Annotated in this window: 12 protein-coding genes; 9 read left to right on the top strand and 3 right to left on the bottom strand. The window is 70.4% G+C overall.

The window, feature by feature from the left end; genetic code table 11:
- The first annotated feature begins 124 nt into the window (after positions 1-124).
- The 7 genes from RM788_RS11505 (at position 125) to RM788_RS11475 (ending at position 10,296) form a co-directional block, all read left to right on the top strand.
- A complete protein-coding gene (locus RM788_RS11505; protein WP_315931601.1) occupies positions 125-3,700 on the top strand; it encodes an nSTAND1 domain-containing NTPase in 3,576 nt (1,191 codons plus the stop codon).
- 216 nt (positions 3,701-3,916) lie between these two features.
- A complete protein-coding gene (locus RM788_RS11500; protein ID WP_315931600.1) occupies positions 3,917-5,098 on the top strand; it encodes a cytochrome P450 in 1,182 nt (393 codons plus the stop codon).
- Positions 5,095-6,345 (top strand): DegT/DnrJ/EryC1/StrS family aminotransferase, encoded by a 1,251-nt coding sequence (locus tag RM788_RS11495; RefSeq protein ID WP_315931599.1) that lies wholly within the window; start codon positions 5,095-5,097, stop codon positions 6,343-6,345. Before RM788_RS11500 ends, RM788_RS11495 begins: the two co-directional genes overlap by 4 nt.
- Before the next feature lie 8 nt (positions 6,346-6,353).
- Positions 6,354-7,535 carry a macrolide family glycosyltransferase gene (locus RM788_RS11490; protein ID WP_315931598.1) on the top strand — a complete coding sequence of 394 codons (1,182 nt, stop codon included), beginning with the start codon at positions 6,354-6,356 and terminating at the stop codon, positions 7,533-7,535.
- 202 nt (positions 7,536-7,737) lie between these two features.
- Positions 7,738-8,567 (top strand): IS5 family transposase gene (locus RM788_RS11485; RefSeq protein ID WP_315931597.1). Its coding sequence is split into 2 segments (ribosomal slippage): positions 7,738-8,362 and positions 8,362-8,567, totalling 831 coding nucleotides; the frame shifts between segments, so codons are not numbered across the junction.
- A gap of 61 nt (positions 8,568-8,628) precedes the next feature.
- The gene (locus RM788_RS11480; protein ID WP_315931596.1) at positions 8,629-9,042 is read left to right on the top strand and encodes a molybdenum cofactor biosysynthesis protein; all 414 of its coding nucleotides are present in this window, start codon (positions 8,629-8,631) and stop codon (positions 9,040-9,042) included.
- Between the two features lie 120 nt (positions 9,043-9,162).
- Positions 9,163-10,296 (top strand): cellulose binding domain-containing protein, encoded by a 1,134-nt coding sequence (locus tag RM788_RS11475; RefSeq protein WP_315931595.1) that lies wholly within the window; start codon positions 9,163-9,165, stop codon positions 10,294-10,296.
- 386 nt (positions 10,297-10,682) lie between these two features.
- On the opposite strand, the gene RM788_RS11470 is transcribed toward RM788_RS11475, so the two are convergent.
- On the bottom strand, positions 10,683-12,107 hold the full coding sequence (locus RM788_RS11470; RefSeq protein WP_315931594.1) for a WGR domain-containing protein: 1,425 nt from the start codon (positions 12,105-12,107) through the stop codon (positions 10,683-10,685).
- A gap of 104 nt (positions 12,108-12,211) precedes the next feature.
- On the opposite strand from RM788_RS11470, the gene RM788_RS11465 reads away from it, so the two are divergent.
- The gene (locus tag RM788_RS11465) at positions 12,212-12,958 is read left to right on the top strand and encodes a DUF427 domain-containing protein (protein ID WP_315931593.1); all 747 of its coding nucleotides are present in this window, start codon (positions 12,212-12,214) and stop codon (positions 12,956-12,958) included.
- A 44-nt stretch (positions 12,959-13,002) separates the two neighbouring features.
- On the opposite strand, the gene RM788_RS11460 is transcribed toward RM788_RS11465, so the two are convergent.
- Positions 13,003-13,989, bottom strand: coding sequence for a TerC family protein (locus RM788_RS11460; protein WP_315931592.1), 987 nt, complete (start codon positions 13,987-13,989; stop codon positions 13,003-13,005).
- A gap of 738 nt (positions 13,990-14,727) precedes the next feature.
- Between RM788_RS11460 and RM788_RS11455 the strand changes: the two genes are divergently transcribed.
- Positions 14,728-15,474: an MHYT domain-containing protein gene (locus RM788_RS11455; protein ID WP_315931591.1), complete on the top strand. Its 747-nt coding sequence runs from the start codon at positions 14,728-14,730 to the stop codon at positions 15,472-15,474.
- 112 nt (positions 15,475-15,586) lie between these two features.
- On the opposite strand, the gene RM788_RS11450 is transcribed toward RM788_RS11455, so the two are convergent.
- Complete coding sequence (locus RM788_RS11450; RefSeq protein WP_315931590.1) at positions 15,587-17,107, bottom strand: MDR family MFS transporter; 1,521 nt, start codon at positions 17,105-17,107, stop codon at positions 15,587-15,589.
- Positions 17,108-17,184 lie beyond the last annotated feature (77 nt).

The raw sequence follows: 17,184 nt of genomic DNA, 5'->3' as shown, positions 1-17,184 counted from the left end.
CGTCCCCTGTTTCGTTGCCCTGCGTCCTGCCGCCTGTCTAGTGCCGAATCGTTGTTCGATGTCGGTGTCTGGACGCTGTACGACAACGTCTGGACAATGGGCGCGAAATCTGGGGATGGTGCACATGCCGCGTCGTGAACGCCCGTTGGATGTGGGCGACAGCCCGTTGCTGGGATTCGCCGCCGATTTGCGCGCGGTCCGGGAGAAAGCGGGGAGCCCGCCTTATCGGGAATTGGGTGTGGTCGCGCACTACTCGGCCGCGACCCTGTCCGACGCCGCGGGCGGGCGGAAGCTGCCGAGGCTCGCGGTGACCCTCGCCTACGTCCGCGCCTGCGGCGGCGACGTGGACGGGTGGGAGGCCCGCTGGCACGCACTCGCGGCCGAGCTGAGCGCCGCGGAGGAGCCGGGCGACGGCGACGCGGGCTCGCCGTACGTGGGGCTGGCGGCGTTCCAGCCCGAGGACAGCGCCCGGTTCTTCGGCCGGGAACGGCTCGTGGAGGAGGTGCGCGCGCGGCTGGCCGACCACCGGTTCGTCGGCGTGCTCGGGGTGTCCGGAGCAGGCAAGTCGTCGCTGCTGCGGGCCGGGCTGCTGCCGGGGTTGCGCGCGGTCCTGTTCACGCCCGGCGCCCGGCCGATGCGCGAGCTGGCGCGGGTGCTGGACGAGCACCCGCCCGGCGCCGAACTCGTGGTCGTGGTCGACCAGTTCGAGGAGGTGTTCACCCTCTGCCGCGACGAGTCCGAGCGCGCCCGGTTCATCGACGCGCTGCTGGCCGAGGCGGAGTCCGACGTGGGGGAGCGCCGGGTCGTGGTGGGCATCCGGGCCGACTTCTACCACCGCTGCGCCGCGCACACCGGCCTGGCGCGGGCGCTGGCCGAGGCGCAGGTCGCGGTCGGTCCGATGAGCAGCGACGAGCTGCCGCAGGCGATCATCAAGCCCGCCGTCCAGGCGGGCTGCACGGTCGAGGGGCCGCTGCTGGCCAAGATCGTCGCCGACGCGACCGGGCAGGCCGGGATGCTGCCGCTGGTGTCGCACGCCCTGCTGGAGACCTGGCGCCGCCGCCGCGGCAACGCCCTGACGGTGGCCGGTTACGAGGCGTCCGGCGGCATCCACGGCGCCATCGCGCAGACCGCCGAGCAGGTGTACACCGCGCTCGACCCCGGAGGGCAGCGGCGCGCCCGGCAGATCCTGCTGCGGCTGATCACCCTCGGCGAGGGCAACGAGGACACCCGCCGCCGCGTGCCGTGCTGCGAGCTGGACGACGACCCGGACACCGCCGCCGTGCTGGACGGCCTCGCCCACGCGCGCCTCGTGGTGCTGGACAAGGACTCCGTCGAGATCGCCCACGAGACCCTGATCCGGTCGTGGCCGAGGCTGCGGGACTGGCTGGCCGAGGACCGCGCCGACATCCGCGTGCACCGGGGCCTCACCGAGGCCACCGCCGCCTGGGAGGCCGTGCGGCGCGACCCCGGCGCGCTCTACCGGGGCGTCCGGCTCGCGGTCACCGGCGACTGGGCGAAGCGGCACGACGCCGACATGACCGTGCCCGAGCGGTCGTTCCTCCACTCCAGCACGCGCGCCGAGGAGCTGGACCAGGCGTTGCGCCAGCGCCGCAACCGCCAGCTGCGCTGGCTCACCACCGCGCTGTCCGTGCTGCTCGTGGTGGCCGTCGCCGTCACGGTCGTGGCCGTCCGGCAGCGCCAGGACGCCGTCAGCGAGGGCCTGGTCAGCACGTCGCGGCAGCTCGCGGCCGAGGCGGAGACGCTGGCGGGCAAGGACGTCGCCCGCGCGATGCGCGCGAGCCTGGAGGCCTACCAGAGCTACCCCACGGTCGAGGCGCGCAGCGAGGTGCTCAGCCTCGCGTCGCGGCGCGACTACCAGGCACTGCTGCCGTCGCCGACGGACGTGCGCACGAAACCGGCGTTCACCCCGGACGGCCACCTGCTCGCCGCACCCGGCGCACCGGGCCGCGTCGACCTCTGGGACGTGGCCGAACACACCCGCCGCGGCGAGCTGACCGGCTCGTTCGGCCAGGTGCTCGTGGTCGCGGTCAGCGTGGACGGCACACTGGTCGCGGCGGGCACGGAGGACGGCGAGGTGCTGATCTGGCGGCTGGCCGACCGGTCGCTGGTGGCCCGCGGAGCGGCCTCCACCAGCCCCGTCCGCGAGCTGCGGTTCAGCCCCGACGGCCGGGTAGTCGCCGTGGCGGACGCGGACGCGACCCGGCTGCTCGACACCCTGGACGCCAGGGCGGTCGCCACACCGGGCGCCGGGGCGGGGTCCGGCTCGCTCGCGTACAGCCCGGATGGCACGACGCTGGCGTTCACCGACCGCGGCGGAGTCGTGCTGTGGGACCCGCGCACGGCCACCGCCGTCGGCGCCCTGCCCTCACCGGAGGGGCTGCTCAGCTCGGTGGCGTTCAGCCCGGACGGCCGCACGATCGCCACCGCGGGCGCGGGGCGTTCGGTGCGGTTGTGGGACGTGGCCACCCGGCAGCGGGTGGCCGACCTGGAGCACGTGGACAGCGTCGCCCAGGTCGAGTTCGACCCGACCGGCGGACGGCTGTTCTCGGTCGACATCGGCGGCACCGTGGCCGTCTGGGACCTGGCCCGCCGGGCCCGCGTGGGCCAGCTGCTGCGCAACAAGAACCACGGCGTCGGCGCGGCGGTGGTCAGCCCGGACGGCCGGTTCATCGCGGGCAGCAGCAAGTCCGGCTTCCTGCTCTGGGACCGCACCCGCGTCCCGTTCATCGGCCACGTCGACACGGTCAGCGGAGTCGCGTTCGACCCGGTCGGCGGCAATGTCGTGAGCAGCAGCGCGGACGGGTCGCTGCTGGTCTGGGACCGCGGGACCCGTGCCCCGCTGGCGTCGGTGCCCGGCGGCGGGACGTCGTCGCTGGAGACCCGCGGCCCGGTGGTGAGCCCCGACGGGCGGTGGGTGCTCGCCGGGCACGGCGGGAAGGTGGTGCTGCGCGACGCGGCCACGCTGGCCGAGGTCGGCACGGTGCTCGACGGTCACGCGATGGAGAAGGCGGTGTTCAGCCCGGACTCGCGGACGCTGGCCATCATCGTGGACACCCGGACCGTGCGGTTCCTCGACGTCGGGACCGGGCGGCACCGCGACCGGGACCTGGGCGAAGACGGGGCGCTCGACGTGAACTACAGCCCGGACGGCCGCTCGCTGGCCGTCGCGACCACGCGCGGCCGGGTCCTGGTCTGGGACACCGGGACCGGGGAGGAGGCCGTCGTGGCCGAGGACGCGCACGCGTCGACCGTCGTGTTCAGCCCGGACGGGACGGTGCTGGCCGCCACCGCCTACCTCGACGGCGCCGGGCGGGTGGTGCTCTGGGACGCCGCGACCCACCGGCGGACCGGGGAGCTGACCGACCCCGGCGGCCGGTTCAGCTTCCTCGCCTACAGCCCCGACGGGCGCCTCATCGCGACCTTCGACCACGACGACACGGTGACCCTGCTGGACGCCGCGACGCTCACCCGCTGGGCGGTGCTGTCCGGGCACACCGGGCCGGTGACCGACCTGGCGTGGAGCCCGGACGGCACGCTGGCGAGCGCGAGCCGCGACCTGACCGTGACGCCGTGGACCACCGACGTCCAGGCCGCGCTCGGGGAGCTGTGCCGGGCGCTGGTGTTCGACTTCCACGACGGGGTGCCACCGCCCGCCGCGTGCGCCGGTCTGAATTCCTAACACGGGAACGTTGTACGACGTCGGGCCCCCGGCGTTGAACGACAAAGTCGGAACAATGGGACTGCGAATTCGGAGGAAATGGGTACGACCTGGTCGTTGCGGGTTCGCTCGGAGGTGTGCCAGCATCTGCGTCGATGCGGTGGGGAATGTCCCGCATTTTCCCTCGCGACTTCGGCGAATGCCTTGGAGTGATCTGCTGTGGAAACCGGGAGCACAATGCGGTCGATCCCGACCGCGCGCAGTTGTCCGTTCGACCCGCCCGACGAGCTGGGCCGGGCGCGGGAGGCCGCGCCGATCAGCCGGTTCTCGTTCCCGGACGGGCACCTCGGCTGGATCGCCACGGGCCACGCCGCCGTCCGCACCGTGCTGACCGACCCCCGGTTCAGCCACCGCGCGGACCTGGTGCGGCCGACGCTCGCCATGGCGCGGGTGGAGATCCCCGAGGTGCTGCCCGGCATGTTCACCCGGCTCGACCCGCCGGAGCACACCAAGTACCGCAAGCTGCTCACGTCCGAGTTCACCCTGCGGCGGGCCAACGAGCTGGCGCCGCGGATCGAGCAGATCGCCGAGTCGCTGCTCGACGGGATGGAGCGCCAGGGGCCGTCGGTCGACCTGCTGCGCTCCTACGCCCTGCCGCTGCCGTCGTTGCTGATGTGCGAGGTGCTGGGCCTGCCCTACGCCGAGCACGACCGGTTCCAGCACGACTCCGACACGCTGTTCGACCTCAGCGCGTCGGAGGAGGACACCGTCGCCTCCTGGCTGTCGATGATCGACTTCCTGACCACCGCGATCAAGGTGAAGCACGAGCGGCCCGGCGACGACGTGCTGAGCAGGCTCGTCGCCGGCGGCGAGCTGGACGACGGCGAACTGGTCACCGTGGTGATGATCCTGCTGATGGCGGGCCACGAGACGACGTCGAACACGTTGACGCTGGGCGTGTTCGCGCTGCTGGAGCACCCCGAGCAGCTGGCCGCGCTGCGCGCCGACCCGTCGCTGGTGGACAACGCCGTGGAGGAGCTGCTGCGGTACCTCACGGTCAGCCACATCGGCCCGGTGCGGACGGCGGTCGAGGACGTCGAGGTCGCGGGCACGCTGGTGAAGGCGGGGGAGTCCGTCACGATGTCGCTGGCCGCGGCCAACCGCGACCCCCTGCGCTTCCCGAACCCCGACGTGCTGGACCTGACCCGCTCGGCGGCCGGGCACGTGGCGTTCGGCGGCGGCGTGCACCTGTGCACCGGCCTGCAACTGGCCCGCGTGGAGCTGCGGATCGGGCTCACCGCGCTGCTGCGCCGGTTCCCGACGCTGCGGCTCGCCGTGCCCGCGGCCGAGGTCCCCCGGCGGGAGACGATGGTCGTCTACGGCACCCACAGCCTGCCGGTCACCTGGGACGTCGGGTGACCAGCACCCTCGACGGGCTGGCCCTGCACGGCGGCACCCCGGTGCGCACCCGCCCGTTCCCGGTGGCGACCGGGGCGGCGGGGCGCACGTTCGGCGCGGAGGAGAGCGCGGCCGTGCAGGAGGTGCTGGCGGGCGGCAGGCTCAACGCGCTCGGCGGCACGCACGTCGCCGGGCTGGAGTCGGACATGGCGCGGCTGCACGGCGTCGGCCACGCGGTCGCGTGCAGCTCCGGCACGGCCGCGCTGCACATGGCGATCGGCGCGCTCGACCCCGATCCGGGCGACGAGGTCATCACGACTCCGGTCACCGACTTCGGCACGATCATCGCGATCCTGGCGCAGAACGCCGTGCCGGTGTTCGCCGACGTCGACCCGCTGACCGGCAACCTGACCCCCGAGAGCGTGCGGCGCTGCCTGTCCCCGCGCACCCGCGCGATCGTGGCCGTGCACCTGCTCGGCGCGCCCGCGCCCGTCGTCGAACTGGCCGACATCGCCCGCGGGCGCGGGATCATGCTGATCGAGGACTGCGCGCAGGCGCTGCTCGCCGAGCCGGTGGCGGGCCGCCTCGCGGGCACGGTCGGCGACGTCGGCTGCTTCAGCCTCCAGCAGTACAAGCACATCACCTGCGGGGACGGCGGGCTCGCGATCACCGACGACCCCGCCCTCGCGCGCAGGCTCCGGCTGTTCGGCGACAAGGGGCGGCCGCGCGACACGGCGGCCCGCACGCACCTGTCGTTCGGGATGAACTACCGGATGACCGAGTTGCAGGGTGCGGTCGCCAGGGTGCAGCTCGGGCGGCTCGGCGACGTCGTGGAACGCCGCAGGCGCACCGCGCGCAGGCTGATCGGGTCGCTGCGCGGCCTGCCCGGCGTCGGCCTGCCCGACGCGGACGGCCACAGCTTCTGGTCCTTTCCGCTGGTGCTCGACCCGGCGACGGCGGGCGGCACGAACCTGCGCTGGGCGTCCGCGCTGCGCGCCGAGGGGATCCTCGCCGAGGGCAGGCTGCTCGACCACCCCGCCTACGCCTCGCCGGTGCTCGCGAACGGCCGGATCTACGGCAACTCCGCGTTCCCGCTGTCGAGCCCGCCGTCCAGGAAGGACTGGAGCTACGGCCCCGGCCTCTGCCCGGCGGCCGAACGGCTGCTCGCCACGACGCTGCTGGTCCTGTTCTGGAACGAGAACTACACCGACGCGGACGTCGACGACATCAGCACGGCCGTGCGGAAGGTGCACGCCGCCCTCACGTGAGGAGAACCATGCCCAAGCACGTCCTGTTCCTCAGCGCCCCGGCCTTCGGCCACGTGTTCCCGACGCTCACCATCGCCGAGGCGCTCGCCAAGCGCGGCCACCGGGTCGGCTACGCCACGACCGAGCCGTTCGCCGAGTACGCCAAGCACTCCGGTGTCGAACCGCTGATCTACGGCCCGTCCCTGGCCGCCATCCCCGCGGGCGTGAGCGACCACGCCGACACCACCGAGATCGTGCTGACCTGCATGCGCTTCTACGAAGAGGGCTTGCGCGACGTCGACGGTGTCGAAGCCCTCGTCGACGAAGCGCCGGACCTGATCGTCTTCGACCCCATGATGTACGGCGCCGCCGCGGTGCTCGGTCGCAAGTGGACGGTCCCGATCGTCCTGACCCATCCGAACCTCGCGTTCAACGACACCGTCGACTGGACCGCGCCCCGCCGCGCCGAACTCCTGGCGGGCCCGCGGGGCGCCGAGGCCGCCGCTGTCGAATCCGGCCTCCAGGACCTGTTCGTCCAGCACGGCATCGACGAAACCCGGCTGTACCAGCCGAACGACCTCGCGCTGGTCTTCGTCCCCAAGGAGTTCCAACCGCACGGCGACTCCTTCAGCGACCACTACGCCTTCGTCGGCCCCTGCAACGACGGCACCATCTTCCACGGCGACTGGCACCCGCCGACCCCCGACCGCCCCGTCCTCTTCATCTCACTCGGCACCGTCCACAACGCCCGCCCGGACTTCTTCCGCCTCTTCGCCACCGCCTTCGCCGACCTCGACTGGCACGTCGTCATCACCCTCGGCGGCTGGGCCGACGCCGACCTCGGCGAACTGCCCCCCAACTTCGAGGTCCACCCCTGGCTCCCCCAGGTGGCCGTGCTCGAACACACCACCGTGTTCCTCTCCAACGGCGGCCTCGGCGGCGTCATGGCCGCGGTGCAGCAGGGCACCCCGCTCCTGCTCGCTCCGGAGGTCGCCGAACAGGACATGGACGCCAGGCAGGTCGTCGAACTCGGCCTCGGCCGCATCGTCGAACTGTCCACCACCACCCCCGAAGCCCTGCGCCACGCGGTACTGGACCTCGCTGCGGACGAACCGACGGCCGCCAGACTCCGCTGGATGCGCGACCGCGTGCGGGAATCGGGCGGCACGGCACGGGCGGCCGACATGATCGAGGCCAGGATGGGTGTCTAGGGCCGGAGTCGGGTGAAGGGGTTCGGGACGTTTCGCGGTTCCGGACCCCCGTGTCCGCCTGGGATATCCTCACCACGTGCCCGAGCGCTTTCAGGTCGACGTGGTGGCGCTGGTCGTCTCACCGGTGCACGCCTACGAGGGCCGTCCTAAGACCGCATCTCGTTTGGGGTTGTTGTCAGGTAGGCGATATCGTTGATCAACGATGAGCGATGTGGAGAAGTGGTGTCCGGAGCCGTTGTGGCTGTTGGCGCAGCCGTTGCTGCCTGACGCGCCGCAACGCCACCAGTGCGGAGGTCGGCGGCGTCTGGACGACCGTATGGTGCTGGCGGCGATCTTGTACGTGTTGCAGACCGGATGTGCCTGGTCAGCGCTGCCCTCGTCGTTCGGGGTCAGCTGCCCGACGGCGCATCGCCGGTTCACCGAGTGGGTCGAGGCGGACGTTTTCGCCCGGCTGCATCAGGTGATGCTGGATCTGCTTGGCGTTGTCGGGTCGATCGACTGGTCACGTGCGTCGGTGGACAGCATGCACGTCCGTGCGGTCAAAGGGGATCTGACCGGCCCCAGTCCGGTCGACCGGGGCAAACCCGGCTCCAAGATCCATGCGATCAGCGACCGCGGAGGCCTCCCGCTGGCGGTGGGCGTCTCCGCTGCCAACCGCAACGACCACCTGGAACTGGAGACGATCGTCGATGCCGTGATCCCGGTCAAGGGGCCCGCCGGCAGGCCTCGTCGCCGGCCACGCAAGCTGCACGCGGACAAGGGCTACGACTACCCAGCCTGCCGGAAAGCACTACGCCGACGGGGCATCATCGCCAGGATCGCACGCCGGGCATCGAGTCACCCAAACGGCTCGGACGCCACCGGTACGTCATCGAACGGACCTTGGAATGGGTTTCCCGGTTCCGCCGGTTGGCGCGCCGGTATGAACGCAAGGCCGCCCACTTCACGGCATTCGCCCAGCTGGCTTGTGCGGTCATCTGCTACCGCCGAGCCGTCAAGCTGGACCTGCTGACCCACTACAACCCCAAATGAGATGTGGTCTAAGGACGGTCCGGTGGCGGAGCCGTTGGCGAGTGGGTGTGAGAAGGCCGAAGTGCGTGCGCACCTGGGCTTGGTGGGCGACCGCTTCCACGCCCGACCAGCGCACCGCCGCGCCTCGGTGACGGTCTTCGCCGTCGAGTCCCTGGAGGCGATCACCCGCGAACTGGCGCTGGCGGCGGTACCGAACCCGCTGCTGCCCCGCCGCAACGTGGTCCTCCGCGGCTTTCCTGTAGACACGCTCGCCGCCACCCGCCTCGCAGCAGGTGCCCTCTTCAGCCTCGACTGCGGCGACGGCCCCGTCCGATTCCAGGCGAACCGGCCCGCCAGTCCCTGCGGCTGGATGGACGAGGTCCTCGCGCCGGGTGCGCACCGCGCGCTGCGGGGCCGTGGAGGCGTGCGCTGCGAACCGCTCGACGACGGCGTCCTGCGCGTCGGTCCGGCGATCCTCGTGGTCGACCCCGCCTGACTGGACCGATCGGTCGGCCCTTGAACCGCCCGTCCGGATCTTCCGTACTCCGGAGATGAGCGCGTCAAGCACCGTTCGGTTCCTCCGAGGAGCGCAGCGATGAGCCATCCCTTGGCGTAGTTGGCCTTCCGGGTCTCCCTCACGTTGGCGGCGGTCGGCATCGTGGGCGCCGTCCTGGCCGCCGCGGTGGGATTGGTCCTGCTGGCCGCGCTGCCCGCCGGGTCCGTCGCCTCGACCACGAAGTTGTGCGGCAAGGAGGACACCGCGCCCGCCGGGGGGAAGGAGTACCTGGCGCTCAACAACATCTGGGGCGCCGACACCGCCCAGTGCGTGGACGTGGGGGACCGGTCGCTCAAGGTCGAGCGCGCCGAACACGACCGCCCGGCGAACGGCGCACCCGCCGCGTCGCCCGCGCTGGTGAAGGGCTGCCACTTCGGGACGTGCTCGGACAACAGCGGCCTCCCGGTGCAGGTCTCCCGGCTGCCCGCGATCACCAGCGACCTGGTGGGCACCGCGGGGGAGGGCGGCACCTACAACGCCGCCTACGCCGTCTGGTTCCACAGCAAGCCCGCCGTCGACGGCGCGCCCGACGGCGCCGAGATGGCGATCTGGTTGCGCAGCAACGGCGACGTCCGGCCGAGCGGCGTCATGGTCGCGGGCGCGATGCCCATCGCGGGCGCGAGCTGGGACGTGTGGTTCGAGAAGGCAGACGGCCGCAACCGGGTGATCTACGAACGCGTCGGCGCCGTGACCTCGGTGGAGGACCTGGACATCCGCGCGTTCACCAAGGACGCGCAGAACCGGGGCTGGATCAAACCGGAGTGGTACCTCATCGGCGTGGAGGCCGGCTTCAACCTGTGGCGCGGCGGCGCGGGCAACGCCATCGACGAGTTCTCGGTAACCGTCGACGAACCTCAACCAGCACCCCCCACCACCTCAAAACCCCTCGGCCCCGCCGCCTGCTCAGCCCAGCTGACCATCGGCACCACCTGGCCCGAGGGCTTCACCGCCACCATCGTGATCACCAACTCCGGCGGCCGCCCCCTGACCGGCTGGGAAGTCGACTGGACGTTCCCCGGCGACCAACGCGTGCAGAACTCCTGGGACGCCACCATCACCCAGAACGGCCGCTCCGTCCGCGCCGTCAACGCCGCCTACAACGGCACCGTAGAAATCTCGAAAACCATCAGCTTCGGCCTGGTCGGCACCGGCACCCCACCCAAGAACACCCCCCTCACCTGCGTACCCCGCTAACGACAGACAACTGCCAAACCACCCACACCACCGAGCAGACCTGCCCACCCACCCACACCACCGAACAGGTCTACCCGACCACAACGGCACCGAGCAGACTTGCCGTTTGACCACCCACCGAGCAGCACTCGTCCGCTTGTGCGGCCGGCTTGACTTGGGGTTTTTGGGCCTATAATTGGTCGGCGGGCATCTCTACCACCTGCCCTTTTAGCCCGACTAGGCCCAAAAAAGGGGCCCCAAGTCAAGCCGGCCGCACCCGGAGATCCTGGATCCGACACCGGCGACCCAGCACGGCACCCGTCCAACCACATTGAATCCAACACCGGCAACCCAGCACGACAGCCCCGGCCACCCGCTCACGTTGAATGCGACCCCCAGCCCCACCATCACAAAAGCCTCTTGATCTCCCCCCGAGCCCGATAAAACCCCCCACTGGCCGAACTGTGGATCTCCGTCACCACATACCGAGCCCCGGCCACCCGAATGTCCTTCGGGAACTGCACCCCACGCCCCCGGTCATACCCCTCCGACACCACATGCACCCTCAACCTCCCCCCGACCTGCACGCACTCCACCACCACCCCGCCACCACTCACGACCACCGTCTCCACCTCAGCGGTCGCCTCCACCCTCTTCCACCCGTCCGCCTTCACATCACTCCGCATCGGCACGCGCCCCTGCTCCGCCGCCCCCACCGCAGCCGGACTCGCGTCGATGCACGCCAACGACCCATCGGTCGTCACGATGTACAACCGCTCATCCCGGTACTGCATCGAGAACGCCGACCCGCACCCCGTCCCCAACTTCCACAACCGCGTCCCATCCGCGGCGAAGCAGTACACCGACGAATGGCTGTCCCCGGCGAACACGTACTCACCATCCGGCGAAGTGGCGCACGAGAACACCGCCGCGTCACACCGGTACCGCGCGATCTCCGCCCCGTTCGACTTCGCCAGCCGGTGCACCCACCCCCGACTGGTCCCCGCGAAGACCTCCGCGGGCTCCTGCCACCCGAACAGCACGTCCCCGTTGGTGTCCGTGTGCCACACCTGGTCACCCGACCGCGCCGCGTAGTGCGTGACGCCCCGCGAGTGCCCGTGGAAAGCGCCCTCCGGTGCGCAGCGGACCATCCACGCGCCGTCACCGCTGCTCGGCCGCGACCACTGGAACTCGTCCTCGTGGTCGACGATCGTGATGCCGCCCTGCCGGTCGGACACGCCGAGCACGCCGTCGTCGATGTCCAGCCAGTAGATGTCGACGTTGCTGGCGATCTCGTAGGCGACCCTGGGCACCTTGCCGCCCAGGTCGTACACGCGGCCGTCGTCGCACCCCGCGTAGATCCAGAAGTCGTCCGCCACGATGCACTTCACCCCGTCGGGCAGGCCGTACCGGCCGGTGACCGCGCCGTCGTGGGTGAGCGTGAAGACGTCGCCCCTCTCGTTGCCCACCCAGGCCTGGTCCTCGCCGACGAAGATGCCGAACGCGGGCGCGCCGGACGCGAACCGCCACAGCACCGGCGCCTGGTGCGCGGTGGACACGACGCTGGCGATCTGCCGCCTGCTGACCGCGCGCCGCTGCCGCACGCCCTTCACGGCGGGCGCGTACCCCTTGCGCACCTTCTCGCCGATCTTCTTCTCGGCCGCCTTCACGGCCTTGGCGGCGTCCGGGTACGTCGCGTCGCGGATCGTCCCCGTCTCGCCGATGCGCCCGTAGGTGATCGTCACCCTCGTGTCGGCCACGTGCACCTCGTAGAACTTGTGGGCACCGCCGTCCGTCTCGGACAGCTCCAGGTACGTGGTGGCAGCAGGCATTCTGATCTCTCCTCGGGACCCCGGTGACGCGATGGGACCAAGGTAGCCGGCAGCACCGACAATTTTCGATCACGCCCTCCAGCAGCGGGTACTACCGTGCGGACATGACCGACTACCCCGCCCCGCCCGTGCCCGTGGACCACGTGCAGCCCGTCCCGCGCCGCATCCGCGCGCTGCTGGCGGGCGAGGTCGTGCTCGACACCACGCGCGCGCTCCACGTCTGGGAGCACCGGTTCTACCCGCAGTACTACGTCCCGCGCGCCGACGTCCGGCCCGACGTCCTGGTGGACGAGCACCACGAGCGGCGCACCAGCCGGGGGCTCGCGCGCGTCCACGGCGTCCGCGCCGCCGGTGAGCACCGGGTCGGGGCTGCCCTGCACCACCCGGACTTCCACGACGCCGTGCGCTTCGACTGGGCCGCGGCGGACCAGTGGTTCGAGGAGGACGAGCAGGTCTTCGTGCACCCACGTAGCCCGTACGTGCGGGTGGACGCCCTGCGGTCGTCGCGCGCGGTGCGGATCGAGGTGGACGGGGTGGTGGTCGCCGAGTCGTCGGCGCCGGTGATGGTGTTCGAGACCGGCCTGCCCACCCGCTACTACCTCAGCCGCACGGACGTCGACTTCCGCGTGCTCACCCGCACCGCCACGGTGACCGCGTGCCCGTACAAGGGGACGACGACCGACTACTGGTCGGTCACCACGCCCGCCGGCACGCACCAGGACCTGGCGTGGAGCTACAGCTTCCCCACGAAGGAGCTGCTGCCGATCGCCGGTCTGGTCGCGTTCTACAACGAGGAGGTCGACGTCGTCCTCGACGGCGTGCGGCAGGAACGGCCCGTCACGCACTTCTGAGCACGCGGGATCCCCCTAGGGCGGGGTGCCCAGGGGGAGTGGTCCTACGAGGCGCGCGCGGCCTTCTCGTCGCGCTTGGACTTGGCCAGGCTCGCCACCGTGGTGACCACCAGGATGCCGATGATCACCGGGAGCGAGACAGCGATGCCGATCGTCGGGACCGCCAGCGCCTCGCCGCCGTTGAGGAACGGCAGCGAGTTGGTGTGCAGCGCCTCCAGGATCAGCTTCACGCCGATGAACGCGAGGATCAGCGACAGGCCGATCGACAGGTACACGAGCCTGTTGAGCAGGCCCCCGAGCAGGAAGTACAGCTGCCTCAGGCCCATCAGCGCGAACGCGTTGGCCGTGAAGACGAGGAACGGCTCCTTGGTGAGGCCGAAGATCGCCGGGATGGAGTCGAGCGCGAACAGCAGGTCGGTGCTGCCGATCGCGATCATCACGATGAACATCGGGGTCACGAAGCGCTTGCCGTCGACCTTGATGAACGACTTCGAGTCGTGGTACTCGTCGGCCACCGGGAAGATCCGGCGCACGAAGCGCAGGAAGGCGTTCTCCTTGAACTCCTCGTCCTCGTCGTGGCCCGTCCGCGCCAGCTTGTAGCCGGTGTAGATCAGGAAGGCGCCGAAGAGGTAGAACACCCAGCTGAACTGCGCGATGACCGCCGCGCCGACGGCGATGAAGATGCCGCGCATCACCAGGGCGATCAGGATGCCGACCAGAAGCACCCGCCCCTGGTGGATCGCGGGCACCTTGAACGTGTTCATGATGATCAGGAAGATGAACAGGTTGTCGATGCTGAGCGAGTACTCGGTGATGTACCCCGCGAAGAACTCGCCCGCCGGGACACCTCCGGCGAAGTACCAGAGGCCGATGCCGAACAGCACGGCCACCGAGACGTAGAACGTCACCCAGCGACCGGCCTCGCCGAGCGAGACCTCATGCGGTTTGCGGCCGACGAGAACCAGGTCGACGGCCAGCAGGAGCAGCAGCCCCACGACCGTCGCGAGCCACAACCACAGTGGAACAGACATGCGGAAACACCCTCCGGAACATGGCGAACGCGCCGATGACCGGAGGTCTCCTCCGCCGGTTCACACCGACCGGCGGCACCGGGAGCGAAACCTGACTCCGTGTTGACGGCACCGCCGCGTTGGGAGTACTCCCCTCCGCTTACCGCAACCAGTGTCCCTTATGTCCAGTCCCGAGCGCCACACGGGAACGCCCGATCGCCCCGATCGTGTGCGGTCTCACCGTCTGACGAGGCGCCGCCGGGCGTGACGAAACCCGTGATGGGAAATCCGGAGGACGCGCGGGCGACCGGCGGCGAAAAAGTGATCATCCATCACCATTTCCGGGATTTGACTCCCGTTTGGTCCATTCGAGAAGTGCTTCTCCGGTGGATGGCCGTCTCGGTAGCATCCGGCATTTTTCGCGACACGAATGGCCTAGTGGTTATGTGACTGGAAGATCGGCGATGACGATTCCGCATCTCTGGGAGCGCTCCCGGACCGAAGTGTTGTAGGGGGCTCTGGATCGGTTGTTGCGGCCGCTCGGTGCCCTGTTGACTACAGAAGGTAGTTGAATTTCCAATTATTATCTCGAACCGATCACGGCATCACATCAGAACTGGTGGTCCATGCGATCAGGGGTTACTAGTTGGACGTGCCTCTGAGAGCCAGGCCGGTCGTACCAGTCACGCGCTGTGCGCGGAAGCGACGACCGGGAACCACCCCCATCCAAGGACCGGTGTGCTTGTGAACCACGATTCGATGCAGCACTTCTCTTCGGGTCTGTGGACCCCGCTGCTCGCCTACGCGATCTCGGTGATCGGTTCGCTGATCGGGTTGTCGTGCATGGCCAGGGCCCGGTCGGAGACGGGACGCCGCTCCAAGGTGACCTGGACGGTCTTCGGCGCGTTCGCCATCGGCGGCGTGGCGATCTGGCTGATGCACTTCATCGCGATGCTCGGCTTCGACGTCAGCTCCGGCGTCGTGAAGTACTCCGCGCCGCTCACGGCCCTGTCCGCGCTGATCGCGGTGGTCATGGTCGGCATCGGCCTGTCGATGGTCACGCTCGTGAGGTTCACCAAGGTGCGCCTCGTGAGCGCGGGTGTGGTGTCCGGCCTCGGCGTGGCGGGCATGCACTACATGGGGATGTCCGCGATCCGGTTCCAGGGCGAGCTGTCCTACGACCCGTTGCTCGTGGGTGCGTCGTTCGCCATCGCCATCGTCGCCGCCACCGCGGCCTTCTGGTTCACCCTCGTGGTCAAGACGACCCCGGCGCGCGTGGGCGCCGGGCTCATCATGGGCGTCGCGGTGACCGGGATGCACTTCACCGGCATGGCAGCGGTGAGTGTCGACGTGAACCCGGCGATCGTCCCGCCGGTCGGCACGGATGTGTTCAACCTCGTGTTCCCGGTCTTCGTGCTCGGCGGTCTTGTCGTGGCCGTCCTGCTGTGGACGCTCTTCACTTCGGAGAACGACATGATCGCCGAACCCAAGGGCACGGTGGGGTGAATTGCGGTCGATTCGGATGCCGGTCGGGTTTCGACCGGCATCCGGTGCGACCGGCGTGTTCGGATCGCGCTCCACGGGATTCGGCAATGGCGATTCCCGAATCGTGACCGGTTCAGAACGTGATTTCCTTCGTCCGGCGCGGCATGAGCAGCACGGTCAGCGCGCTGAACGCCGCCACCACGGCCATGGCGACGAAGACGTTGTGCGTCGCCTCGTCCAGCGCCCCGCGCACGAACGTGACGACAGGCGAGTCCGGATCGGCGTGGCCGCCCAGCACCACGGTCGTGGCGTCCACGCTCGGCGGCAGCCGCCCCGCGACGTCCGCGGGCGGCTCGGCGAACCTGGAGGCCAGGGAGGCGTTCGCGATGGCGCCGAACACGGCGACCCCCACCGCGCTGCCCAGCGAACGGCTGAACATGTTCGTGGCCGTCACGACGCCCCGGCGGTCCCAGCCGACGGTCGACTGCACGGCGATGACGGTGGGGCTCGACACCAGGCCGAGGCCGACGCCCATGACGAACGAGCCCGCCGCGGCCTCCCAGACGGCCGAGTCCTCCGACAGCATCGTGATGAGCACGGCGCCGACGATCACGAAGGCGCTGCCGATCAGCGACGTGTCGCGGAACCCGATCCGCATGTAGATCCGGCCGGACAGCGCCGCGGACGCGGGCCAGCCCAGCGTCAGCGCGGCCAGCGCGAACCCGGCCACCAGCGCGCCCGTGCCGAGCACGCCCTCGACGAACGTGGGCAGGTACGACGTCAGGCCCATCAGCAGCGCGCCGACGACCAGCGACGTGAGGTTGCCGCCGACCAGCGTCCGGTGGCCGAACACCCACATCGGCAGGATCGGCTCGGCCACCCGGCGTTCCACCAGCACGAACACCACCAGCACCACCGCGCCGACGCCGAACACCAGCACGCTCTGCCACGACGTCCACGACCAGGCGACGCCACCTTCGAGCAGGCCGAGCAGCACCAGCGGGAGGCCGATCGTCAGCAGCGTCGCGCCGAGGTAGTCGACCTTGTGCACCTGCTTGACGACGTTCTCCTTGAACCGCAGCGCCAGGAACACCACGGCGATCGCGCCCAGCGGCACGTTGACGAAGAAGATCCAGCGCCACGACAGGAAGTCGGAGAACAGGCCGCCGAGCGCGGGGCCGATCAGCGAGGCGACCGCCCACACGCTGGTGACGTAGCCCTGCACCTTCGCGCGCTCCTGCACCGTGTACAGGTCGCCCAGCATCGTGATGCTCATCGGCTGCACCGCGCCCGCGCCGATGCCCTGGATCGCGCGGGCGGCGATCAGCACCGGCATGCTCCACGCGGCTCCGGACAGCACCGAGCCGAGCAGGAAGACCCCGATGCCGAAGAACATCACCGGCTTGCGGCCGAGGATGTCGGCGAACTTCCCGTACAGCGGCACGGTGACCGCCTGGGTGAGCAGGTAGATCGAGAACAGCCAGGGGAACTGGGAGAACCCGCCGAGGTCGTCCACGATGGACGGGACGGCCGTCGCGATGATCGTGCTGTCCAGCGCCACCAGCCCGGTGGTGAGCATGACCGCCATGAGGACGGGGCCCCGGTCCGACCGGAGTCTGAGTTGCTTCCGGGTGAGCGGGGCCGGTGCCGTCATGCGCTGGTGCTCCTGGTGGTCGCGGGGGTGTGCGTCGGTAGGGGCAACGCCGCTGTCGGGTACCCGCATTCCGCGTC

The organism is Umezawaea sp. Da 62-37 (genome assembly GCF_032460545.1).
In the GTDB taxonomy this organism is placed as follows: Bacteria; Actinomycetota; Actinomycetes; order Mycobacteriales; family Pseudonocardiaceae; genus Umezawaea.
Note: the sequence above shows the minus strand (reverse complement) of the source record. Positions and strands in the feature narration are given on the sequence as shown.

Bases quoted from the DNA above. Each gene is read 5' to 3' on its own strand.
- RM788_RS11505 (WP_315931601.1), top strand. From the start codon at position 125: ATGCCGCGTCGTGAACGCCCGTTGGATGTGGGCGACAGCCCGTTGCTG.
- RM788_RS11500 (WP_315931600.1), top strand. From the start codon at position 3,917: ATGCGGTCGATCCCGACCGCGCGCAGTTGTCCGTTCGACCCGCCCGAC.
- RM788_RS11490 (WP_315931598.1), top strand. From the start codon at position 6,354: ATGCCCAAGCACGTCCTGTTCCTCAGCGCCCCGGCCTTCGGCCACGTG.
- RM788_RS11470 (WP_315931594.1), bottom strand. From the start codon at position 12,107: ATGCCTGCTGCCACCACGTACCTGGAGCTGTCCGAGACGGACGGCGGT.
- RM788_RS11465 (WP_315931593.1), top strand. From the start codon at position 12,212: ATGACCGACTACCCCGCCCCGCCCGTGCCCGTGGACCACGTGCAGCCC.
- RM788_RS11460 (WP_315931592.1), bottom strand. From the start codon at position 13,989: ATGTCTGTTCCACTGTGGTTGTGGCTCGCGACGGTCGTGGGGCTGCTG.
- RM788_RS11455 (WP_315931591.1), top strand. From the start codon at position 14,728: ATGCAGCACTTCTCTTCGGGTCTGTGGACCCCGCTGCTCGCCTACGCG.
- RM788_RS11450 (WP_315931590.1), bottom strand. From the start codon at position 17,107: ATGACGGCACCGGCCCCGCTCACCCGGAAGCAACTCAGACTCCGGTCG.